This window comes from Pelotomaculum propionicicum (assembly GCF_004369225.1).
In the GTDB taxonomy this organism is placed as follows: Bacteria; Bacillota; Desulfotomaculia; order Desulfotomaculales; family Pelotomaculaceae; genus Pelotomaculum_B; species Pelotomaculum_B propionicicum.
This window is the reverse complement of the sequence record NZ_QFFZ01000050.1, coordinates 1-23,204: the sequence shown is the minus strand read 5'-3', so window position 1 is coordinate 23,204 and position 23,204 is coordinate 1. Positions and strand designations below refer to the sequence as shown.

21 protein-coding genes and 3 pseudogenes are annotated in these 23,204 nt (G+C 46.0%); 1 reads left to right on the top strand and 23 read right to left on the bottom strand.

Annotated elements, in window-relative coordinates:
- Positions 1-92: 92 nt before the first annotated feature.
- Complete coding sequence (locus tag Pmgp_RS16015; RefSeq protein ID WP_134215151.1) at positions 93-674, bottom strand: copper amine oxidase N-terminal domain-containing protein; 582 nt, start codon at positions 672-674, stop codon at positions 93-95.
- A 68-nt stretch (positions 675-742) separates the two neighbouring features.
- Positions 743-1,102: a TolB-like translocation protein gene (locus Pmgp_RS16010; protein WP_153189228.1), complete on the bottom strand. Its 360-nt coding sequence runs from the start codon at positions 1,100-1,102 to the stop codon at positions 743-745.
- 369 nt (positions 1,103-1,471) lie between these two features.
- Here Pmgp_RS16010 and Pmgp_RS16005 point away from each other — a divergent pair, with 369 nt between their 5' ends.
- Positions 1,472-2,233, top strand: coding sequence for a S41 family peptidase (locus Pmgp_RS16005; protein WP_134215147.1), 762 nt, complete (start codon positions 1,472-1,474; stop codon positions 2,231-2,233).
- 253 nt (positions 2,234-2,486) lie between these two features.
- Here the strand turns inward: Pmgp_RS16005 and Pmgp_RS16000 are convergent, their stop codons facing one another.
- The 21 genes and pseudogenes from Pmgp_RS16000 to Pmgp_RS15900 form a co-directional block, all read right to left on the bottom strand.
- Positions 2,487-3,719, bottom strand: coding sequence for a C45 family autoproteolytic acyltransferase/hydrolase (locus Pmgp_RS16000; protein ID WP_134215145.1), 1,233 nt, complete (start codon positions 3,717-3,719; stop codon positions 2,487-2,489).
- 76 nt (positions 3,720-3,795) lie between these two features.
- Positions 3,796-4,227: pseudogene (locus tag Pmgp_RS15995) on the bottom strand (transposase); the annotation flags it as partial.
- Positions 4,228-4,369: 142 nt separating this feature from the next.
- Entirely contained in the window at positions 4,370-5,812 is a 1,443-nt protein-coding gene (locus Pmgp_RS15990; RefSeq protein WP_134215143.1) for a S41 family peptidase, read from the bottom strand.
- A gap of 77 nt (positions 5,813-5,889) precedes the next feature.
- The gene (locus Pmgp_RS15985; protein WP_134215141.1) at positions 5,890-6,942 is read right to left on the bottom strand and encodes a serine hydrolase domain-containing protein; all 1,053 of its coding nucleotides are present in this window, start codon (positions 6,940-6,942) and stop codon (positions 5,890-5,892) included.
- Positions 6,943-6,945: 3 nt separating this feature from the next.
- The gene (locus tag Pmgp_RS15980) at positions 6,946-9,849 is read right to left on the bottom strand and encodes a hypothetical protein (protein WP_134215139.1); all 2,904 of its coding nucleotides are present in this window, start codon (positions 9,847-9,849) and stop codon (positions 6,946-6,948) included.
- Between the two features lie 77 nt (positions 9,850-9,926).
- Positions 9,927-10,739 carry a phage tail protein gene (locus Pmgp_RS15975; protein WP_134215137.1) on the bottom strand — a complete coding sequence of 271 codons (813 nt, stop codon included), beginning with the start codon at positions 10,737-10,739 and terminating at the stop codon, positions 9,927-9,929.
- Complete coding sequence (locus tag Pmgp_RS15970) at positions 10,736-11,293, bottom strand: RNA polymerase sigma factor (RefSeq protein WP_192902967.1); 558 nt, start codon at positions 11,291-11,293, stop codon at positions 10,736-10,738. The genes Pmgp_RS15975 and Pmgp_RS15970 overlap by 4 nt, the downstream gene beginning before the upstream one ends.
- Positions 11,283-11,975, bottom strand: a complete 693-nt coding sequence (locus tag Pmgp_RS15965; RefSeq protein ID WP_134215133.1) for a PrsW family glutamic-type intramembrane protease — start codon at positions 11,973-11,975, stop codon at positions 11,283-11,285. Before Pmgp_RS15965 ends, Pmgp_RS15970 begins: the two co-directional genes overlap by 11 nt.
- Positions 11,968-12,657 carry a hypothetical protein gene (locus Pmgp_RS15960; protein WP_134215131.1) on the bottom strand — a complete coding sequence of 230 codons (690 nt, stop codon included), beginning with the start codon at positions 12,655-12,657 and terminating at the stop codon, positions 11,968-11,970. Before Pmgp_RS15960 ends, Pmgp_RS15965 begins: the two co-directional genes overlap by 8 nt.
- Positions 12,630-13,232 (bottom strand): PadR family transcriptional regulator, encoded by a 603-nt coding sequence (locus Pmgp_RS15955; protein WP_192902966.1) that lies wholly within the window; start codon positions 13,230-13,232, stop codon positions 12,630-12,632. The genes Pmgp_RS15960 and Pmgp_RS15955 overlap by 28 nt, the downstream gene beginning before the upstream one ends.
- A gap of 23 nt (positions 13,233-13,255) precedes the next feature.
- Positions 13,256-13,924, bottom strand: coding sequence for a recombinase family protein (locus tag Pmgp_RS15950; RefSeq protein ID WP_134215127.1), 669 nt, complete (start codon positions 13,922-13,924; stop codon positions 13,256-13,258).
- Positions 13,925-13,979: 55 nt separating this feature from the next.
- Positions 13,980-14,207 (bottom strand): annotated as a pseudogene (locus Pmgp_RS15945) (response regulator); the annotation flags it as partial.
- Positions 14,208-14,258: 51 nt separating this feature from the next.
- Positions 14,259-14,440: pseudogene (locus tag Pmgp_RS15940) on the bottom strand (DNA-binding protein).
- Positions 14,441-15,114: 674 nt separating this feature from the next.
- A complete protein-coding gene (locus Pmgp_RS15935) occupies positions 15,115-15,789 on the bottom strand; it encodes a DUF4276 family protein (RefSeq protein WP_134215125.1) in 675 nt (224 codons plus the stop codon).
- Positions 15,786-16,913: an AAA family ATPase gene (locus tag Pmgp_RS15930; protein ID WP_134215123.1), complete on the bottom strand. Its 1,128-nt coding sequence runs from the start codon at positions 16,911-16,913 to the stop codon at positions 15,786-15,788. Before Pmgp_RS15930 ends, Pmgp_RS15935 begins: the two co-directional genes overlap by 4 nt.
- Positions 16,914-17,142: 229 nt before the next feature.
- A complete protein-coding gene (locus tag Pmgp_RS15925) occupies positions 17,143-17,760 on the bottom strand; it encodes an HhH-GDP family DNA glycosylase (protein ID WP_134215121.1) in 618 nt (205 codons plus the stop codon).
- A 3-nt stretch (positions 17,761-17,763) separates the two neighbouring features.
- Complete coding sequence (locus tag Pmgp_RS15920) at positions 17,764-18,396, bottom strand: 7-cyano-7-deazaguanine synthase (RefSeq protein ID WP_134215119.1); 633 nt, start codon at positions 18,394-18,396, stop codon at positions 17,764-17,766.
- 4 nt (positions 18,397-18,400) lie between these two features.
- Entirely contained in the window at positions 18,401-19,723 is a 1,323-nt protein-coding gene (locus tag Pmgp_RS15915) for a nucleoside 2-deoxyribosyltransferase (protein WP_134215117.1), read from the bottom strand.
- Entirely contained in the window at positions 19,716-20,120 is a 405-nt protein-coding gene (locus Pmgp_RS15910; protein WP_134215115.1) for a hypothetical protein, read from the bottom strand. The genes Pmgp_RS15915 and Pmgp_RS15910 overlap by 8 nt, the downstream gene beginning before the upstream one ends.
- Before the next feature lie 262 nt (positions 20,121-20,382).
- The gene (gene cap2-3, locus Pmgp_RS15905) at positions 20,383-22,620 is read right to left on the bottom strand and encodes an anti-phage 6A-MBL system cap2_3 protein (RefSeq protein WP_134215114.1); all 2,238 of its coding nucleotides are present in this window, start codon (positions 22,618-22,620) and stop codon (positions 20,383-20,385) included.
- A gap of 4 nt (positions 22,621-22,624) precedes the next feature.
- Complete coding sequence (locus tag Pmgp_RS15900) at positions 22,625-23,086, bottom strand: hypothetical protein (protein WP_134215112.1); 462 nt, start codon at positions 23,084-23,086, stop codon at positions 22,625-22,627.
- Positions 23,087-23,204 lie beyond the last annotated feature (118 nt).

Below are 23,204 nucleotides of genomic sequence, written 5' to 3'. Positions count from 1 at the left end.
GTTTTTAAACCGGTCATTGCTTCTATGGGAAAATTCCGGCGGGGTCCAAAACCCAAAAAAATATGTGCTCTTGATACTCATTACGAAAATCTTCAGAAAGAACTCTGCAAAACTTTTGTAACGCTCGTTCCCAAACAAATACCTATATGATTGTCTTTTAATTGTTGTGAGGTATTAGTCTGGAGTTTATAAATATTCTGGGTATTTCCTGCTTGAAACCATTCAATTCCGCTTTTGAAAGCCGACGGAGTATAGGCTACTTCTGCCCCTAAAGCTTCGCTCACGAATCTTAGAGGTACCATAGTACGCCCTCCGGTAACAGTGGCCGGAGCTTGCAGGGTTATTGGAGAACCATCAATAGTTGCCGTTGCCGAGCCAATGGTCAGGACGACCACCTTTTCTCCCTTAATGGTTACAGTCAATGCTGCAGGATCCCAATCGACTGTGGCACCGAGCTGTTGTGCGATGATACTGACTGGAACCATCGTACAATTATTCTCAATATACGGCTGCTGGTCGCAATTCACCTGTTCGCCATTAATTTTCACTATTAATTGTTTCCCGTCATTGACTACTTCTACCGTTTGCCCCGCACTACACGGCAGTATGAATAAAAACATCAACATTAGCATGAAGAATACCGCCATTCCTAATCTGGTGAACTTAAGTTTCATTTTTTACCCCCTTCTTTTTCTCCCATTTCTTTGGTGCATATTCACCTATTTCTTTATTGATACAATAGCTATTTTAAAATACCATCATTTTTTATTTCAATTTTATATATTTTGGGATCATTCCATCCTTCACATGTCCTCTGGATAGTCCATAAGTATTTCCCGTCCCATGTTAAAGCCCAGTTTCCCACAGCTGCCGCATAAATTTGTCCAACTATGTTTCCGTTCATGTCATATTTATAAAGTTTTTCTCCGCCCACCCAAAAATACTGGTCAGCCCATGCCAGGGACTGGCCGCCTGGCCCACTTAGATTAATCTCTCCAAGTTTGCTGCCGTTTTTATCCAATTTATATATCTTTGAACCGTCCCTGCTTATTTGAGAGGCCAACTCAGGTTTTTTCTTTTTGTCAATGGCGGGGATTACCAATTTTAGTCAATATCCTCTGTATATGCACATTGGAATTGTGACACCACACGAAAATATAATCGGAATGACAGTGAAACAGTCGGTTTGAATTATCCCAATGCAGAAGGAAGAAGAACAGCGGAAAGCCCTATGCGGTAAAACCGCACGTACTGTTTGATGCTGGGTGGGTGGTATTCCCACTTAACAGAAGGAATCGCGCTCGACCAGCGAAAACAGCCGGTTGGGGATTGCCGGGCGGGTTCCATCAGGGCAAGGTCCAATTAAAAGTAATTCGCCGGCTTTGACAAGTACGAAAACAGTGAACTCGACAAAGGGAAGTCGTTAGCCAAAACTTACCCCGCGACCATTGTTTCTGACGGCTTGAGAGACTTGATCATTGGGGTCGATAATCCCCAAAATCCGCCCGAGTCAATGGTCGAAACGAAAATTCTCGACGGCAACATCGGCTATATAAAACTCTGGGGCGAATTCGATGCCGGCTTTAAAAACACCGGAAAAGCGCCTTCTACACTCGGCTTATTCAGGGCTGCGCTGGTTGAATTCAACAAGGCCAAGGTCAAAGGGCTGATTATCGACATTCGCAATAATGTGGGTGGTTTAGACTCGATGGTGGCTGATATGCTGGCGTCGTTCTATTCCGAGAAAACCTTCTACGAATACCAGAACTGTTTCAACACGATCACCGGTTCCTGGGAAATACGGGCGGATGATACCCGTAAAGGAAATGCTTCAGACCCCGGGCTATATATCGAGCCTGACGCCCCCTTCTTTCGTGGTCCGGTCGTAGCGCTGATCAATTTAAAGTGCACAAGTTCGGGCGAAGGGTTGGCGATGGGAATCAAAAATGCGTCAAGAGGAGCAACGGTTGGCTTTTACGGGACAAACGGGTCGTTTGGCATAGCTGGGGGAGAAGCGAAGATGCCCGGCGATATAGCGGTACATTGGCCGTATGGCCAATCACTGGATAGAAATAAACAGGTTCAGATTGACAGCCGCGATGGCGTAGGGGGAATTGCGCCGTCTATCCGCACTCCTATGACCAGGGAGAATGCGCTGAAGGTTGCCCGGGGCGAGGACGTCGAGCTAGAGCATGCTATTGAAGTCATCAATACTTATGAAACCGCACATTGAAACGCAGAATAGCAAGAACCCGAAAGTCGTATGATTCAACCTTCGGGTTCTTTGCTTTCGGATGCTAATGTAAAATTAGCGTCGCCAATTGCTGAAACTCGGGATACCGGCCGAATACAATCGGGTTCAAATTTGCAGTGCCGCCCGCGGCGGCATGATTAATGCGCCACGCCTGTGCCGAGGTCGTCTGGGCATATCAGTCGCGACGGCACAATACGACCGGCCTGTCTTTCATTCGCTGCCTCCATCAGCCTTATTTATTTTTGAACAACCCTTTCAAGTCAATTTCCTGCCAGTCGGAATAATCCAGACCGCGAATCCATAGCTTCAGATCTTTCGGCACCGCGATAACCTGCAATACACTGCCTTTATGTGTCGCTCCGCCGTTTTGCATTTGAATGTCCAGCAGTTTTTTCATTCCCGCCGGATCGAGCTTTCCGTAAAACTCCTTGGAATTGGCAAGGTTAAGAAGATTCTGGTAGCGGGGATCTTCCTTCGGGTTCCGCGGCTTAGTTACTTTTCCTTCCCATTCTTGTGGGTACGGGGGGACAAAACTGTTATACGCCGCTAACACGCCATTTTGTTCGCTACGCCTCACTCGGCTCGCAAAAGTTGGCCTTTCAACGGAGACGCATTCTTTCGAATCGGCAATTTGAATAATATATGCCATGTCTGCCGGTACAGCCGCCAGATATGCGGCTGCTTCCTCGATAGTGCTGCATTGATTCAGGACCGAAACCAAAGTGGAAACACTATTCTCACGATCTTCGAAGATGTTGGTATCGGAATATACGCCATTATTTAATTCAAGGAAAAGCCCTTTGTTATTCATCCCTGTTTCAAGGTAAACATTGCCGAGGGGATGTACATTGGCAAAGCTGTTTCCCGAATCGGGATTGAATACGACAACAGACAAGTATTTCATGTACTTTTTCATGCTTTCTCTGTCAATATCCCAGTTTCTCCCGAATACCAGACTGCCATCCGGTGTATAATTGCCCCAAGCGGCCAAACCACTGCACGCACTGGGGGCTACAGGACCCAACACGACATCAGCGAGATTGAGCATACCCGCATTTAATAACAAAACCTCGTCTTCACTAAGCCCTGAGGTTTCGGAAATGCCCTTCAGCAATTCCCGAAGATTCACGTTCAAACTACCGGCAAATTCTTTTGCATCTTCAAGCTGCTCTTTTTTATCTATTCCACGGGCCGCAACATCTTCGGTTATTTCCTGATAGAATTGGCACAAATCTTCCCGGACGAGTCCTCCGTACTGACGGCCCATTTCCCGCCAGGTACCGGTCAAATTTAACACCCAGTAAATATTATCGCTGGTTTTGTAGGCAGTGCCGCCCTCGAACGTTGTGACCTTCAAAATCTTGTCGTTCTTTTCACTGATATAGTTTGTCGGCGAACAAATCAAAATAATAGATAAAACAAGAAATAGAAAAACAGAAATAAGTAATGATTTTCGATTATTCACAGTAATTCCTCCCAATTGTTAGACAGTTGATGTTTTCGAGGGAAGCGCTTGCTCCACTTTCGGAATTTCCTTCCTTTACACCAAAGCCAGCTTCAACAGCGTTGCGTTCTTTCATGTCCTGGCGCGCGGTTTGCTTCTCCTGTCTGCTGTCGATCGTCGGACGGCCCAGCGGTGGCCCGCTCAGCCTGATGCCACGTTCTCTGCAGAAAGAGAGGTTTTCCCGGGTGCGGTATATCTTGTCTGCCAGGATTGCTTCCGGATAATAACCCTTTTGTTGTTTGTAGTCTTCAACCGTCTGTTTAAAACCGAGACTTTCGTTGAAGGGATCCCAGCTAAGGTGATCGATGAAGGCATATCCGTCCACCATGCTGACGGCCACTTTAGCCCCAAACTCGGTCTGTGCTCTGGCCTTGCCTCTTACTATGGGACGCACATGGGGCTGAGAGATGCTGACTATGCGGTCATCGGTCCGGTGTACCCTTGTCTGGTACATCTCTCGCTGCTGATTTTCCTTCTGTCTCTTATACGCAAAAAAAGCGTAATCGTCACATCTTTTCAAAAAATTTATGGACATATTTATTGGATCGGCATGATCGTTCGTCGTTCATATCCGCGGCCGTAAACGCAGCCTTAATTATTTTTGCCGCAGGTTAATTACCGGTCAGTATTCGCAGCGCATCATCCAGCTCCACGTCTTCGCCGCCGGCAATGCGTATGGCGTTTTGTTCGGTCATCGGTATCCGTATGGACGGACTTACTCCGCCTATACCGTTCCGGCTGTCGAGCTGGATGCTTTTATTCTTGTCAAGCGATTGACCGGACGGGAATTCCACCGTGATCCCGCCAGGCATTTTCACCTCGCTGCCGGCAAGGCCGAAGGAACCGTTGGTTCCAAAAAAGCCAAGCGTTTCGCCGTTCGGAAGATTTTTAATGCCCATTGCCAAACCTTCCCCGCTGCTTACGCATTTTGAGTTGATCAGCGCGATGATTTTTCCGGTAAACCGCTGCTCCGCCGGCTGAATGTAAAGCGCCGTGAGCTGATCCGAACCATAAACCTTTTGATATTCGTACAGCGTCTTTTCCGGGTAGAACAATCCCAGAATATCGGCGGCCATGTCGTCAAGCCCGCCCATATTGTTGCGGATATCCAGGATCATCCCGGCGCATTTGTTTTCATTTGCGTAGGCGACGGCTTCGCGCATCAGGCTCAGTGTCGATACGGCCTTCCCCGTCTGCTGCAGATCCGCGTCAAACTCTGCCCACAGCTTTATATAGCAGATGTTCCCGCCGATAATCTTTTTCTCCACAATGGACTCCGGCTCCGGATCGGGGTTTTCATGTCCAAGGAACATATCCCTGAGTTTATCCGATACGACGGAATTGGGATAGTTCTTTTTCAAAGACTGCTTATTATCGTTGTAAGCGGTCAGCGTTAACGAACGCTTCCGGCCGGAATCCGGGCTAATCACAGAAAGGCTGATTTCCGTACCGACGGGAGCGCGCACAAGATATGCCAGCTGTTTCTGCCTCAGATATTCGTCCGTAGCCGAAGTTCCGGCAAAGACCGTCGAAACTGTTTCAACCGCGTTGGCGATGGGCTGTCCGTTCCATTCGGTCAGTTCATCGCCCGCCCGTATCCCGGCGTCATATGCCGGGCCCGATTGGTCAACCCATGTCACGATGATTTTGCCGTTATCCAGCCTCGCGGCCGCAAAGCCGAAACCGCCGCCGATATATTTGTCGTCGATGTCTGCGATATTGTTCATCCGGACATGCCCGTCCGGAATTTCATTCAGGTACGAGCGCAGGGCGATGTAATAATCCTCAAACGAGTTTTTTGCCTGGGCGGATTCTATTTGCGGGCGATATTTATCGTAAAGCTCCTGCCAATTAATACCTTTCCATTGCGTAAACGCGTATTCATCGGCCATTGTCTGATTCAGTTTCTGAAAAGCCTGCGTCCAGGAAAGCCCGCTGAAATCACCTCCGGTTGTTTCCTTGTCTTTCATAACGCAGAATAGCGCCGAGATGGCCAGCGCAACAAGGATCACCGCCGCGCCGGCAATAACAATAATCTTTTTCCTCTTGGTCATATTACGCTCCCTTCTTCATTCTTTTATGCGCGGCTTCCGTTTATATGGAGCCGGGCGCGATTCGCTTTTGATTGCAGTCAGCGATTCCCGGCGTCGGACAGCGCCAGCTCGTCCGCGATTAACTCGGCGTAGTAAACGCCCCCTCCGCTGTAGTCGGAGAGATCGCACAGCACCGCGTATACGGTATCGCCGCGGATGAGAACGGCCGCTCCGTAGCCCGGAACGTTGCCCTGTAAAAAAATCACCTGTTGCCCCCTCAGCATTTTGCGCGCGACGCATAAGCCGTATTCCACCCCGTCCCGAACCGAAAAAAAGTCAAGCAGCGCCTGCTTTGACGCTTCGCTTAAAAAATGACCGCGGATCAGCGCGTCCGCCCATTTCGCTATATCGGAAGCGGTGGAATACATCCCGCAGGCAAGGCCGGACCAGGACGTTGTGGCGCCGGTGAAATCCATCCGCCCGTCTTGGAGGGTGTCGGAGTATCCATGTATGATACGGCTATGAATCCTGCTTTTTTCATCCGCAAAAAAGGTGTCCTTCAGCCCGCATGGAACAAGTATTTTTTCCCGTATCAGCGTCTCGCATTCTTTTCCCGTAGCAGCTTCGATCATTTCCTTGGCGATAAGTATATTGGTGTTGGAATAACGGAAGTCGCCGCGCTCCAGCAGCGCGGAATTGCGGATTCCCATATGGATCAGCTCGTCCGGCGCGTAATCCTTAAAATAATCCGCCGGGGCGAAATCGGTCGTATAATCGGCGACGCCGCTGCGCATGGAAAGCAGATCCCGCAGGGTAACGCGGTCCTTGTCCCATAATGACAGCGCGGGCAGATATTTCCCGACGGGGTCGTCCAGCCGGATGCTTCCCTCCTGCTGCAAAATCAGTGCGAGCGCCGCGACAAACGACTTGGAAACGCTGCCGACGCAGTACAGGCTGCTCCCGGTTCCCTTTCCATAACACGTTTGCCGGACCTCTCCATCCGCCGGCATCACTGCGACAGAAACGGATGGGATAGCGTACTCGTCGGCAATTCGCGAAACGGCGTAGGGCACTTGCCGGCCGCCCGCGGGGCTTCCCCCGCAGGCGGCCAGCAGCGCGAGCAGCAATAAAAGAGCAATCTTACGTACCATAACTCAGCGGGCGACCAGCATGACCTTGCAGTAGGTGTCGGCGTGGTGATCGTACAGCTCCCAGCTGTTGTAGGTCTCGGTCCCGCCGTCGAACAGGTTGTAGATTGGCACATCTTTCACCCATCGAGCCCAGTATATATACCATTTTCCGGGTTCCAGAAAGAGCCACCCATCGGGCGTCCAGCCGTTATTGCCCCCCAGATAGGCCACGAGATAGTTATAGGGGGCGGTGTAACCCGCGTTCCAGTTCTTGAAAATCATATTTGCGTCGTCCTTGCTTATGAGATCATAAGCGGGGCTAGATTCGGTTAATCCCCTGTTTATATAAATATCTCTCATGATACCAGTACCTTTGCCTATACGATACTCATACCTATCAGGCAAACCAGGATGATAAAAATCAATAAACTGGGATATCTTAAAGATGTCTCCCACCATGACGTAGATCCCGTTGTTGTAGTTGCATTTGAACCTGAAGTCGCCGCTGTTGGTGCTGCCCCACGCGTTATGGACGTTGGTGTTGTCCAGAGAAGGAATTCTCTGGTTCAGCACGTTTTCCTGCTGTGTGAGCCGGGTATTGAAATCGGAATTGAATTTCGCCAGCAGCTCGGCGGCTTTCAGCGTCTGGTTGGTCCCGGGAACCGGGATCTCGTCGTTGTAGTTGCAGTATTCGGCGTAGAGAAGCGCGCCCTGCGCCTGATACATCAGCATTTCGTCAACAAACTTGTGCAGGGCGATGATCGAGTTGTGTTCGAACGGGAGGTTGGCTTTCAGGTCGCCGTAATAGGTTTCGATCAGCGACGCGGTATATTGATCGCCCCCCATGACGTCCCCGATATCCTTGACGCATTGCTGGATGTTGTCCTGACTGATCAGGCCGGCCGGGCCGGCGAGGGTATCCATCTTTCTCTTGATGGCCGGGTCCTGATACGGGTCCCCGTTCGGGTTTTTTGCTTTGAAGTCTTCAACCATCTTTTTGATTGACATGTAATAGTTATAATCGTCGCGGATTTTCTGCTTGGCGTGGATGATGCTGGCAAGCTGGGCCTGCACGCCCTGATGGTTGATCGCGTTGAGGATACGCGTTTCCATCTCGGTCATCTGCGCGCTGAGTTTGTCAATGGACTGCTGGATCTGCGCGAGCTGCTCGCTGACGTCCGGCCCCTCTAATCCGGTCTGGCGGAGAAAATACTCGAGCCCTGTCTTGGCGCCTTCCTTGAGGCCATCCTCGATCCCGCTGACGATCACATCCTTCACCTTGCCGATGCCCCAGTCGAGGACGTCGTCAAGAAAACCGCCGGTCTGGCTGCTTGCGGCCCCGTAAATTCTTTTTATGGCGTCGGTGTCGTCGGCCGGGATGGGCGCGGCGTCGAGAAGGCCCATGTCGTCGACAGCGTAAACCGTCGCTTCCGCGCCGGTGACGCCGCCCATGGCCCCGGAACGGACGGAAATGATGCCGTCGTCATTGCCGGGCGTTCCGTTTACTGTGAGCTGGATATGATGGCCGTTCAGCCGCTTGACCTCCGCGATGCTCAGGCCCGAAAGCCCGCCCTTCAAGACGATATCCGCAGCGGATATGCCGGATGCAAAATCGTTTCCGGTCGAATACACGTCATAGAGCTTGGAATCGCCGCTGCCTGTCTGGTGTTTTTTCACAAGGTACGCCTGGATCGAGGGATTCTTAATAAAAATCTTTCCGCTCACGGTCCGGCCCGTCTGGACGCCCTTCCCCGCGATGGTGATCGTCCCGGTGCCGGGCTTGAGCAGAGCGCCGCCTGTGATGGTCACGGTGGCCATGTTGGGGCTTTGCCTCCGGACACTTGTCACGGTGTAGCCCGCGAGCGCCTCTCCGAGGGTGAACATGTCGGAGGTCAGCTTGTCCGCGAAGAGGTCGTTCTGAAGGCTGATATCGACCTGGTCGTTCACCTTTTCCTCCGTGGTGAGGCTGCTGTAGGCAAGGATCGAGGCAGCGCCGGCGACGGTGATGACCTGATCGACCGAAAATCCGCTCCCAAGCGTCGAACCGGCGAGAGTGATTATGCCGTTGCCGTTATCCGAATCGACATCGCCGCTCAGGTCGACCGTCAGCTTCTGGCCTTTCGCACTGACGGAAACCACCTTCATTTTTGAGAATCCTCCGGAAAGCGTCACGTCCGACGCAGCCGGTGTTTTGGCAAAGGTGTCTCCCGAGAGCGTGAAGCTCAGGCTGCCGTTGAAATTGGCGTTGTTTTCAAGCAGGGACGTGTCCGGCGTGAGCTGGGGGTATTCGATTGTGACGCTTGACTGATAAGCCGTTTTACTGTCGTTAAGCGCGTCCGGCATGATATAAATCTCGCCGGCCGGATTGGTTTTGTCCGAACCGTAGGCATGGGTGGTAGCCGCATTTCCCTTAACGGCGACTGCAAGCCGGTTGTCGGAATCGGAATACGAAACATTTTCCACCGCCATGCCCTGGAACAGACCGCCCAGTTGGACATATTTTTTATCCATGGATTTGATTTTGCTCTTGTCGATGCTCAGCAAAAATGTTTGGTCATACGAGGTCTGCGCCGGCAGGCTGGAAGGCTCGCAGGCAACCGTCTGCAAATCCACCTCGTCGTTCAGCGTGGTATTGCCGACCTGTTTCGTAAAAGTGCCGACCAAAAAGCCGGGATTGATCGCCGCCGTGACGCTCGTGAGCAATATAACGGCGGCAAGGAAGCCGGCCACAAAGCCCTGTATTTGCTTTTTGTCGGGCTTAAAGCGCCTTTTCCTCTTTTTCTGATGATTTTTCGTTGGCTCTTCTTTAGCCGCATGGTTTTCCTGCTGTGCGATGCCGATCTCGCCTTCTTCAATTTTGCCGCTGTCCTCTTTTGCGTCGAGGATTTCCTGCTCAAAACCGTCCGCAACCTTTTTTTCGGTTTTCATACCTTATCCTCCTTGATTTGTATTCGTTTTTCACGGGTACAGCGTGCCGTTCGCCGCACCCGTTATAACCCAAATGCTTAATTGCCTGCCGGGCGCGTATACGGGTAATCTCCCTCGGCGGCTATGCACCAGACCGCGCCTTCGACGGGCGACTGCCCTGAAAGATCAGGCAGGGTGAACTGTTCCGCACCCGGAGCCAGTATTCCCGCCAGCACCGGATAATCCTTCGCGTTCAGCGTCTGCCCCTTGCAGGGAAGATAGCCATGTTTCTGCAACACTTTATCAGATGCTTTCAGCAGGACGATTTCCCCGCAACAAACCGCGTTCCCGTAATCCGCCTTGTAATCCGAACGATTCACCGGCACATACAGCACTTTACCCTTTGTGACTGTGTTTTCTACTTTACCCGTATCCGCCTTTGAACCAAATTGTGTAACGTAATACGCAAATCCTTCGGCAAATGCAGCTCCGTCGCTTTTGATAAACTGGCTGTTGATATCTTCGTCCGCACCGGGAATATGGAAAACCGACAGCTCGCCTGAATATTTCTGCGCGGTGTCCAGTACCGGAGTTTCTGTTCCGGCAGGAAACATCCTGTATTGGACGATATCGCCCCCTCCGCTTACCGAACCCGTCAGAAAAGACGGATCGTAGGCCGTTAAAATGCCTACCGTCAGAATCAGCATGGCGGCCATGCCAGCGGCGAAATTGAACAAAGATCGCCTGTTTTTCCGGAAAACAGAACCCGTTTTTTTATGCTCCGCAGTTTGTGTCTGCTCCGCCTCCTCTGCTTTTTGTAAAAACAAAGCTTTGGCCTTTTGCTTTGCTTCTTCGTCGGGAGTCACATTGAGCGATTTTATGAGCTCATTAAATTCGAATTGATCACTCATTTTGATTCCTCCTGACTCTTATACGCGAAAACAGCGATTTCGTCACACTGTTCCATCAGATTTTTTAATTTTATTATCGCTCGGTTTAAAATCGTGCTGACATTGCTCTCCGAAATCGCCAGAACCTTTCCGATTTCACGGTTGGACAGTTCCCCGTAATATTTCAATGTCACGGCACTGCGCTGGCGCTCGTCAAGCCGGGAAAGCAGCGAGAGAAGCTCTTTCTTTGTTTCTCCCCGCACAAAGTCCGATTCAATATCCACGGAATCCGGAAGTTCCAGAGGCTCATCCAGCGCCGCCGTTTCCTTTCCCTTCAGGCGGCGGAAATGGCTCCGCATTTCATTTAACGCGATGGTGAAAACCCATGTGGATACCGCGCCTTTTTCTCTGCGGTAGGTGCGGTAGCTTTCCGCGATTTTTACAAAGGTCTGGCTGGCAAGATCTTCCGCCAGCGCGGTGTTTCCTGTCCGCGCGTATAAAAAAGCGTACACCTTGTCATAATAGGTATCGAACATTTCTTCCAGCCACTTGCGGTCTTTCGGGTCAAGACTCATTTTCGGGTCCTCCCTCCGGTTCTTCATCGTCTCCGGACAGCAGCGCCAGTCCCGTGAAATACAAAACAGCGGGCATGAGCAACGCTATGATCGCCAGACGTGTTCCGATCAGGATATTGTACAGCGAGTGGATGGTCGCCGCTAAGGAGAGCAGGCCCAAAATCATCGGAATGCGGATACCTTTATACCGGGAGGTGATGACGATTCCAAAGCCAATGACAGCTGTGGACATTCCGTGCATCAGGCAGGTGGTGGCCGTCCGCACCAGCAGGGGGAACAGCGAGAACAGGCCGGGATCGGCGGTAAAGGAAGTAAAGTAATACAGGGTTTCCTGCACCGAGAACCCGATGCCGCTTGCCATTGCGCAGTAGATGATCAGATTGGGATCGTCGCCGTCCCGCCTGCGGAAAAACAAAAGAAGCGGCAGGGCTTTCAGCGTTTCCTCAACAATGGGCGCGATATCGGAGGTGAGTCCGGCGCTCAGACTGGTATCGCCTGAAAACCACTCGTTCAGTATATAGGCGAAGACGACGGCGAACAAGCCCCAGCAGAAATACAGAATGATGTGCCGGGAACGCTGGTTTTTGATCATGGCGCTTAAAAAGAGCAGGGGAATCAGCATGGAAAAGGTAAATCCGGGAATATCGGAGGAAAACAGCCCGGAAAGAATGTCGTTAAGCATTTTCTTCCTCCTCTCCCATCAGCAGAGCCGAACGCACGATCAAAATATATAGGGCGGGAGAAAGCGAGTCGGTGGCGAAAGACAATACGGAGAAAACCGACAGGATATCCTTGACCGCCAGAAAAAGCGTGACCTGCGCGAAAAACCGCACTCTGCGCGGATACCTCAGCAGCCCGGCGGCCAGAACGGCGCAGAGCAGGTTCAACAATATGACCGACAGGTTGATGACCAGATAGCTGTTGGTAATCACCGCGTAGGCGCAGGTCGCGGCAACCGCAAATGAGCCGATGTCCACGGCTGCCGCCCGTTTCATCCGGAACGGTTTTTGCGCCGACAGCACGGCGATAAAGAAAAGATAGCAGCAGACCTTGGCGAACAGGCCCACCGAAATCACGTCGTATTCAAAAGAAACGATATCCAGCAAAAGAAAGTAGAAGTTGCCAAGCGTAAGGCAGCTCATTCCCAGCGCCGTGTACAGCAACTCTTTTCCGTTATGCTCCCGTATCGCGCGGGACATAAGCAGGGCCGCCGCCCACAAAGCGGCCGCGTCCGTAATATAAATATTAATATGTATAAAAACGGCGCTTCCGGTTACCGCTTCCGCTGCGGTTATGGCCGCAGCGTAGAGAAGCGCCGATGCTAAGGGAAGCTGTTTTATGAGGTTTTGTTTTTCAAGCCGCATACAATTATTTTTTTCTCCTTCCCAATCCGCAGAAGCTCGTCCCGGTATTGCTCTAAGAAAGACAGAAAAGCCTGTTCGCGCATATAGCCCCATTTGGAAAGGAACAGGTTGATCCGATAATCGGGAGAATCCTCCGCCAGTCCCAGGACCTCGCGGTATTCCGCTGCCCGCGAAATTGTCATTTTATCAAATACCGCGGTGATTTGCTTTTTTTCAGCGATCAGTCGGTCGATATTCCGAAGCGCCTGTTCGGGATCGGCCTTTGCCATGTGAAACAGCTTCAGCAGTGCTTCGTTGCGCATGGGGCTTTCCGAGAGCCCGTCTGTCAACCATTCTTTGAGGACAGCTCTTCCGGCATCCGTAATGCGGTAGGTCTTTTTTTCATGCCTGAGTCCGGGGGAGGTTTCCGTGATGGATATCCAGTCCTTTTTCAGCATGGCCTCCAGCGTCCGGTAGATCTGCCCCTGATTGGCCGACCAGATAAAGACGCAGGAAATATCAAACGCCTTTTTCAGTTCGTACCCGGTCAAATCCTTGTGTGACAGGAATCCGAGGATTCCGTATTCCAATGACAAATGAACACTCCTCCTAATAATACTTATACTATATGACACTTGTATATATAATACTTTATTTTTATGCAAAAAAGCAATAGAATAGGCGGGTGTTTTTCATTATTCTTGTGGTAAGTGCTGATGCGATGCTCCTTGCAGTAACGTTTCTGCCGTTCAAGCTCAAGTCGAACGCACTCCCATGTGTCCTTGTCTATGATGGCGGTATGCGTATTCTCAGCATAATACTGCGGCAGAATACCGGTGTTTTTCATTCTCTTCTTAGTCAGCGGATCGGCATTGAAGGTCTTCAGAAACAGCGTGTCACCCTTGTACTTCTCATTGGAAATGATGCTCAGAATCCGATGCGATCTCCACGGATGTCCTTTGTATGACGGAACGCCAAGGCTGTTCAGATACCTCGCTGCCTCAGAGCTGTTCATCCCTGACAGGTACAGGTCAAAGATCATTTGCACAATTTTTGCCTCTTCTTCGTTAATTACAAGGCCTCTGTCGGCAGTTTTGTCATAGCCCAGAAGCTTGCCGGCGTCTATTGCCAGAATGCGGCCCTGAGCGTATTTCTTCCGAATAGACCACTTCACATTCTCACAGGTGGACTTACGCTCCTCCTCGGCAATGGAAGCCAGCACGGTTAGAGCCAGTTCTCCTTCGGCGCTCAGTGTGTCTATCTTTTCCTTCCCGAACAGTACACGCACGCCGAGCGCGTTAAGCTCCCGTACGGTCTGCAGCAGCAGGACGGCGTTTCTGGCAAACAGGGGTATTGTTCAGCTTACGAAATTCCCGTAAAAGCTCATGCCCGTTCGTGCCGGGCAGCATAATGTCGAGAATTGCCAGTTGGTAGGCGTTATCGTAAAACTTCGCAAGCGCCTCGTCACTGTCAAAACAGGCGTCCACCTTATATCCGGCTTCGGTTAAAAAGGCTTTCACGACACTTAATATATGCTCGTCATCCTCCACGAGCAGAATTTTTATATCCATACGCAAACCTCCAGTATTAGTGAACGTACAAATCTGTAGTTTCTCAGTAGTTTAGGCCTTTTCCCGCTCGACCTTTAGTCGTGCGTCTACAGGTTTGTCCGCGTCCTTAGGTATCGCCCATACGCGGCTGAATCGTATCACACCGGGGATTCGGCCTTCTCACAAAGCTTTTGAATCCGCCGCTCTGAGATATCCCATTTTTTTGCAGCTTCCTGAACGGAGATATAGTCCATAAATAGTCTCCCCTCTTATTTTTAACAACCTCATTAATACGGTTAAACGAATAATATCAAGATGAGGAGCAAGAGTTTACTTTTTGTTCTCGCTATAGACACAAAAAGCCCCGCCATCGGCCGGCACGAACCAGCGGACAACGGGACTTACAAGAGTGTGCACTTGTTCACGATAATCCCCATACCTTTTAACGATTCCTATACTTTTTAACGAAAGGTAGCTTTCCCCCGGAAGGGGGGTGCATCTTTTAACGAAAGGGTGCAGAAAACAAAAAACACCGTCCGGAAACGATGCTTTATCTTATCGCAAAATTGCTGCAAATCCCGATAATACTGGGATTTTTCATTGTATCAATTTTTGCGTCTTAATTTGTAATGTGTGATCAATTTAGATGCAGGGTATTTTTCTAAAAATCGCTTATAAACTCTGCCACCGTTACAATTTGATCGAGCGTACCATAAGAAAATTCAGCATTTTCAAGGAAGTACTATTTTATTCAGAGATAGGAAAAACTCAGGGGGTATATTTAAAGCCTATAGCTTTTACTGAGGAATAACCGAGTTTCTGACAGAATCATAAATTTAATGGGGATCTATTCTCGTATCCACATTTTTTTCTCATAAAAGTGCTTCAGGTTAGGGAACATCAGTCTGACCTCCTGATCAATAGCTCGTTAAGCTTCAACCAGGCTCTCGATACTGCACAGCCATTCATTAAAATGCAGACATTTCATCCTTATCTGTTCCAGCCCAATAGCACGAGCAACTTTGGGGCCTACCAGGACCTTATTGCTTTCGTATTCAGGAATTTCCGAGATAATCCTTTTTGAAGGGGCAGTAGCTTCGCTCTCATTTATCAACTCCGGAGAATCATATTTTTCTGCCATCTCTATGAGGTGCTTGATCTGCCTATCCTTATCAAAGTAAAAAACATTCATTTTCTCAATGTTTGTAAATAGTATAGTCTCAAACTCATGCAGTTGAAGGTAGGGGATAAAGCGGCTATCTGCAATGTCTTCCGCAAAGGCTTTTTCAAGTTTTCTAACTCTTTCATAGGGAGATAAATTTTCATTGACAGAGCCGTAAGTCGGAAAGTTATTATATATTCCATATAAATCAAACATTGTCGTGCACCATGCATTTTTTTGCTGCTTTAGCCAAGTAAGGATATCCTGCCGGGCCTTTCTATAATTTCTTCCACCGCCGCGGTGAATACGGCCCTTTTTCCTAGCCGTCTCCACGCTCCGTGCCACAGCAAAGATTCCCAGTTCACCCCAGTACGGGGCCAGTATATCTCTAACAAAGGTTTCTTCGGTAGGGCCTTCAACGACAATATTAAGGTAAATCATCGCTTAGGCCTCCCTCCCAGAACATTTTTCTCCCACAGTTCCCCTAGGCTATATTCTTCAAGCCAGGTATCCAATTCTTCAGTATCCAATCTCTTAAATACCGACTGGTTGTCTTCACGGTCAACTACGATTATATGCTTCGGCTCCAACTGGTCTACCAGGGTTACAGACTGGGTAGATACAATAATTTGTGTTTTACTGGAGATGCTTTTCAGCAGGCCAGCTAGTATCGATATTGCATAGGGGTGAAGCCCCAGTTCGGGTTCATCAATAACTATCAATTGAGGCAAGCTCGGCTGCAAAAGCAACGTTATCAAAGCCATAAGCCGGAGGGTTCCGTCAGATAACTGGTGGGGGCCAAACACCATTGCAGGATCTCCTCCGCGCTCTTTCCAGTTTAAAAAGATTAATAGCGGATTAGTACTTGGAGCAAGAATAAAATCTTCAAAAAAAGGCGTTACTGATTGTATCGTTTCTACAATCCGCCGATAATAGGGACGGCTATTTTGCTGCATCTGGTATAGGAATGCCGCCAGGTTGCCGGCGTCATGGCGCAAATACTTATTATCATCAATGTAATGAGGATTTTTGATCAATGCTGTACTAGAAGTGTCATGAAAGTGGTACACCTGCCAACGCTGCATAATGGACTTTATTACCCGGGCTGTTCTTTGATTAACTCGAGAAACATCTGCTGTAAAGACAAATTGGTCATCTACTAATCGAGATTCCTTGTGCCCGCCTCCAAGGGAACTCAACGGAGCATTTCCCTCAATTTGATAGCTAGAAAAAGAAATAGCCTCGTCAGCAAATATCAAAGTTCCCTGGGCGGCATTGACCAAGCGCATGTGGTAAATGTTTATGCCAGATTTGGTAGTAAAGTTCAAACTTGCTGTCATTTGTGGCGTTCTTTTAGCCCCGTAATAAAGAAGGGCGTCAGCATAGCCGGATTGACCAATATACTGTTGGAGGTTCCTGCTCATCATATGATTGAACATCTTGAAAAAACTGATCAGATTAGATTTGCCTACACCATTGGCCCCAATCAAAACATTTAACGGCCTCAACTCCAGATTCATTTCCCTAATTGACTTAAAACCCTTCAATTCTATTCTTTCGAGCATCGAAAACACCCCCTTAGCGACTGGTTGCTTAATATTACTGTATTATTATATGTAGCTGCAATATGCCCGCCATTATCAAACACCAGATTGGTTTCACACTGTTTCACATAAGCATGCGTATTTATACATAAACTATAAGCTCCTGTACTTCCTCCGCATATTGTTTTATTGTGTTATCCGGGGCAGTTTGATAACAATTTTACAACATAATAACACGTCTTCTTAATATTTATGCTTTAGAATTAGACATGAAAAGCCATATCTTTCTATCTAATTCATATTGGCTTATTTTTAACATTTCGGCTACTTTGCAATAAATTGCATTCGCTTCTTGATAAGTCTTAACAGTAATATTGGCTAATTCTAAAAACTTAAATAGATGCCTATCTACCGCAATAGCTTGACTCCCTGATAACATTTTTAAGTAATCTATTGTTTTAGGGCCAATTCCTTCTATTTGGGCAAGCTTAGGCAAATTGTTTTTATCATTAAGCCACGTGGCAAGCTGATCTTCGTTTTCTATTTTATTGTTATAAAAAAACCAGCTCAATTTTTTAATCCGCTCTAACTTCTTTTCATTCCTCCATGAGATTAAGTCATTAAGAGGAAAAATCTGCATGAGAATAATAAAGTCGCAGGTAGTTTTATAATCCGGGAATTCTTTTAGTAATTTTAGAATACGTGGATAAACTACATGGCTATAATTAAGCCCTGCTTGTAAAACTGAATCAGTAATGGTTGCCCCCATATGGTAATATGGTGTTCTTTGGGTAATAGAATCAAATGTATTTTTTGAGATAAAGCTAATAAGCTTTTTTGCTGAAGCTATAAACTTATCATCAAACATAAACTACACTTCCTTTATCAGATTATTCATCGCCTCGATCCTGTCTACACAATTTGGACATGCTCCACATGGATTTTGTGAATTAACTTGACATGAATAAGTTTGCGCAATAGGCGCTCCTAGCGTCAATCCCAGCATGGCCACTTGTGTTTTAGACATTTCCCTATAAGGCATATTGATCTTTACAGAACCGTATACCTCTAATAAAGATTCTAGCTTTGTAAAAAAATCCATTGAGCAATCAATCTCTTTTGCATGATTACTATTGATAAATGCAGAATAGACATTTTTTACACCTACTGATTGAGCGTAAGCTGATGCAATTGAAAGAAAAAGTAAATTTCTATAAGGCAAATACAAATCTTCTGCCACCACATTATCAACCCATAAGTTTGCTTCTATTATTATTCTAGAGTGTGATTCTTTATAGACATCGCCTATTTTGATGGTCTTAATGTTTTTCTCATAACATACCGGAACGACTCTTTTAAGCGTTTCATATTCTTTTTCCATGCAATGCTGCCCATAATCAAGGAAAAGCAATATAATATTTTTGCCCTTTTTTTTAAGATCATATGCTAATACGGTCGAATCCATTCCTCCAGACGCCAATAAAACACCATCATATTCTGACATATGGCTACCTCCTTCTTAAACACTGATAGGTCGAACTAATAACCTCGTCAAGTGTCTTGCAAAGGAAGTTAGGAGTATACTTTACAAATATATTTTCACAGTATGAAAAAGGATCATAAATAATTGTCGGTTTCCCCGATTGTTTGAACATACCTAGCTCTACAAGAGTACCTGGATCATTGTAAAGCAAAACAGCAATTAATAAATCACATGATTCTAAGAGTTGAATATCGCTATTATATATCCTTAACTCATCTTCATATCTTAAAAAACCGTCAGCAAGCCCATTCTCTCTTATGGGCAAGTGAGGCTTAAAATTATGATACAATAAGCAATCGTTCAATTTATCAAGTGGTTTTTTATCAACATTTGGGAAATCCGGCGCAGCCAAATATATATTTTTCTGGCTACGTTCTGCCCATGATAATCGAACACCTTGTAGAGCTGCAAGTTCATCAATATTATCAAGCATTAGTTTAGTATTTTCCGAAAATTTATCAAAACTCATTGTTTCAGCGTATTTAGCAGCACACAAAGCAGCTAAACGCATTCTCTTTTCGATGTCATTGTCTAATATTTGGCTGACAAAAACAGCATTATAGACATCACCAACGCCAACTGAATGCATTATAGGAACATAGTACGCTGGAGCCTCGAATATTCTTTGACTGCCTACATCAAAACAATAAGCACCTCCCCGATTTTCTTTTACAATAAATTGATTAATATCATAAGGTTTAAAGTATTCAACAATACCGTCCAAAGTACCGCCACATTGTTCTTTAAATTGGGATGAGGAAGTTGACAAAATTATAGTATTAACACTTGTTTTAATGCCATCTAAAATATGCTCACTATCGTAGTGAAAGTCAACATGAATCTTGCCATTAAAGGCGTATAGTGATTCAAATAACAATTCACAACTATAACGACCCGGATATATTAGTATATCAGTTGGATTAGTAATGCTTATTATCTGATCAATATTACCAGTATCTATATACTGTGCTTGATCCTTGATGATATTATAATACCCCTGGTCTCCAACCTCCTTCGATTCATTTACCAGCATGACATTTGGAGCATTTTTTATGGTTCCTAACTTAAAGCAACCCTTAGTATTTAAAACGCATGACCAATAATTAATATCGTCCTCCAGATAGTCTGGAGCATAATATGCCAGTACATAATCTACATTCAATGCAGAAAATGCTCTCGCAGAATGAAAAATGCCTCCAAGTCGCACTAAAGGGCCATGTTCATCAATAATATCTAGGTGTGTATCAATGAATATTTCTCCAATAATTAGAACTTTTTGGCTATGCATTTAACGTCACCACAACAAATGGAACCGGCGTAATTCCAGAAGCAACTATTGTACCAGAATATTTCATTCCTTTTTTTATACAATTGATAAGAGTATTATATTGTGTAGGGAGATTGCCTAGAATTTCGCCTAAATCAGCCGTTTCAACGACAAGTCGCCCTCTGTAAATAGTCGCCCTAAGTCTTACCGATGTTTCTTGGCTAGGTAATGTATTATATTTCTGATAGTATTCTAAAACAGCAACATCTTCAAGAGGGATATTTTCTATAATTTTGGGGCATTCAACCTCACCGGAGCCTTCACTGCCCATACGCCCTACGCCAGAACCAGTCCCGCTAGTGCCTTCACCTTTGCCAATACGATATGTACCAAATTTCCCTGATCCTGCAGACCCCATAAAAATACCTCCTTCGTTTTAATACTTGCGAAAACATTATAGTTTAAATTGTTTAATTATGCTACGTTTATTGTTACATAAAAAAAGAAGCCAACTGCAATGCAAAATCGACTTCTTTCGACAAATTCATGAAATGTGTAAACAAAATAGATGCACTGGTTTTTGTATAACGTCGCTTAATTACTAAACACAAAACCTTACATTATGTGGATAATAAAAAACATAAGAATTAAAACAAGTTGATATACAAATTGGCAAATCATCACTGCAACATTTTTTCTATATAAAAGCAATACTGATCTAGCCCTGCTATAAGCATTAAAGCTGGATATCCAGCTGGATTCATATATTTTGACAGCCATATAAAAGCTTTGTAATCATCAGCACTAGGTGCGCAACCATATCCGTTTGGATGTGAATGCCACTCACCAACATATTCAAGCATTCCATTTGTTAGCTCTTTAATCTTTTCTACACGCGATCTTAATCCTTGGGAACCGCGTATATATGTTGTTGGCCATTCTTGGCTATCAGGAGGAGAGGGAATAGTATCAACTATATAAACGATCTTTCTTTGCATATCAAAAGATCCGATCAATATACCACCTGTTTCGTTGGGTAATTTAGCATTGCGAAACTCTTTTATTTTGTTATATAGAGACTGGTCAGTACATAAAACCCATCCGCTAGTCCTATATTCAATTGGAATCTCAGGAATGATAGTATGTCTCGTTACAGTAAAATCATCAGGATTTGCTCTCCATATTGATATAGCCGCTTCACTATTGGCAACTGAACCTTTTAAAGCCTTGCTACAAATAGAGGCATGCAATGCTACAAAATCTTGTGGTATTGTACTGCTCATATCTCGGCACGAATTCGCGTATCTAATCTTCTCATCAGGTTCTTGGAAATGGTTTTCTAGTAATTTGTCATTAACCAAAAACCTATAGTACTGCATTTCTAAATAATCTAAAGGTACTGTACGATTTATATCTTCAGACAAGACTACTAAATCAGTTCCTCGGGGATTAAGAAATGCTGATATACGGCGCGCATTGGAATTGACATTACGAGCTAGATGTCTTGCGACAGCTACAGAAGCTGAAGTATCTATTATTATCTCTGCTTCCTCCATAGATTTTTTAATCCTTTCGGTATTAACCCCAGGATTAAGAATATTCGCAACTACTGCGCTTGCGATCGGCTCGCCGTAAATAGTTTTGTTAGCATAAAAAGCCAATACTTCAGCCTTGGGATGTCCAACAGCAAACCCAGGTAAAGCATGACGCGCAAGGTTATGGGGTAACAAAGAATCATCATCAATTAATGTCCATTCACCAAATCCACATCTCAGTAAATTCATAAAAACCTGTGAACCGAGTGCTCCTAAGCCAATGCATACGATGGATCTATTCTCTCTTTGAGGAATACCATTTAACCTGGAAGCTGTATCTCTGGTAAAATGGAACATTATATTTAATGGGAGAATATTTATTTTTTCACCATTTTTAGTATCATCTATCGGTTTTAAAAGGCCTACATTTCCATTACTTATGCCCCAAATACCGATTTCTAAGCCTATCTGTTCTAAATTTTTATCAGTCATAAAAGCCCAAAATTCTAACGATTCAGGTGCACTATCTCCACGTGTTTTCGGTAAAGCAATGAGTATCACCAGTTGAGCATTGAGCATTTCTTTTTGGATGTTTTTTAATTTCCAATTGGTGATATGTGTTCTTAGCTCATTTAATAAGTCTTTTTGGGCTTTGATCATAAACTCATGGAGTTCAAGGACATTTTTGGGAAGACGCCGAATTATTCCATGGGGTTGAGGTTCACCAATAGACGTGATTACAACATGTGTCGGAATAGTTTCTCCGGGTATTGTTTCTGATTGTGTGGTAAGAAAAATATTATTTTCATCTCTTCGTACTAAATTAAGCTTTAATTGCTCAATGGCACCTATTTCTCTTTCAGCAAATAACTCTAATGGGATTACGATTTGACCTGAAGCCCCGATTAATAACGGTTCAAGCGGTTGCTCCTCCCCGTGAAGTATACCTTTTGCAGTAAGAGCCAGCCACTCACGGATACGTTCTAAAAAACGCATTGGAGTCCAATAGAGTTTTATTTCACTATATGGTTCCTGGTAAAGACAAAGTCTAGTTTTATATTCGCTATAGCTTGGATATAAATGAGGAACTTCTGGAAAATCCGATCTTAATGCAAGTATTACTGGTTCCATACCATCATCAGAGTAGAACATCACTGCAATTCGTTCGTGTTCATTTATTTTATTAATGCTAAATTGCCCCAATTCAACTTCAACGTCGAAGACCACTACTTCTTCCTTATCATCTGTGCGCCTGCATTGCACAAAACCGGCAAACCCAAGATCACCTGATGATAATAAACACGCCAAATTTTGCGCTTTAGGGATTAAAAGGTCACCGATATTTATTAATGATCCAGGAGCCGAAATATAAGAATTACTCATAATTTTAACCCGCCCTGTGAGCCGGCCTGCTTATAACACTTGCAGAACCTACGCTTTGAATGATCTTTTTCAAAGTAGCCCCAAATTGATCAATGGTTATGATCATAGGGGAGGGGGACGAAATTGTTGGATGTTCCATAGTTACCACGAATTTGCCATCGATACTATTAGCTATTTTTTTATAGTAATTGGCTGCCTGACGATGGGGTGGTTGATTATCGGCGTCATTACTTGGAATTGGTTTACTACTGGAAACAATAATTCCACGGTTTTTTCCTTGCTCCAAAAGCCATTGAACTTCTGCAACCGGAGTTGTTACGTCTTTTCCTTTGTCATCACTCAAAGCTTTATAACTGCAATGATGCGGCACATCAAATAGATCCCATTCTAGACGTTGCTCATTATTATGGGCTTTAGTGGTCTCGACTATCTCGGTTAATATGCTACAGGTTGTGTCACGGTTCAAACCCCTAATTTTAGAGTCTACTCCCTTATTCTCTTGTTTACATAGAATTAAAGGTATTTTTGACTAGAACAATCTCTCCACTTTAACCTGTTGCCACGACCTGTCCGGCAAGCCTTGA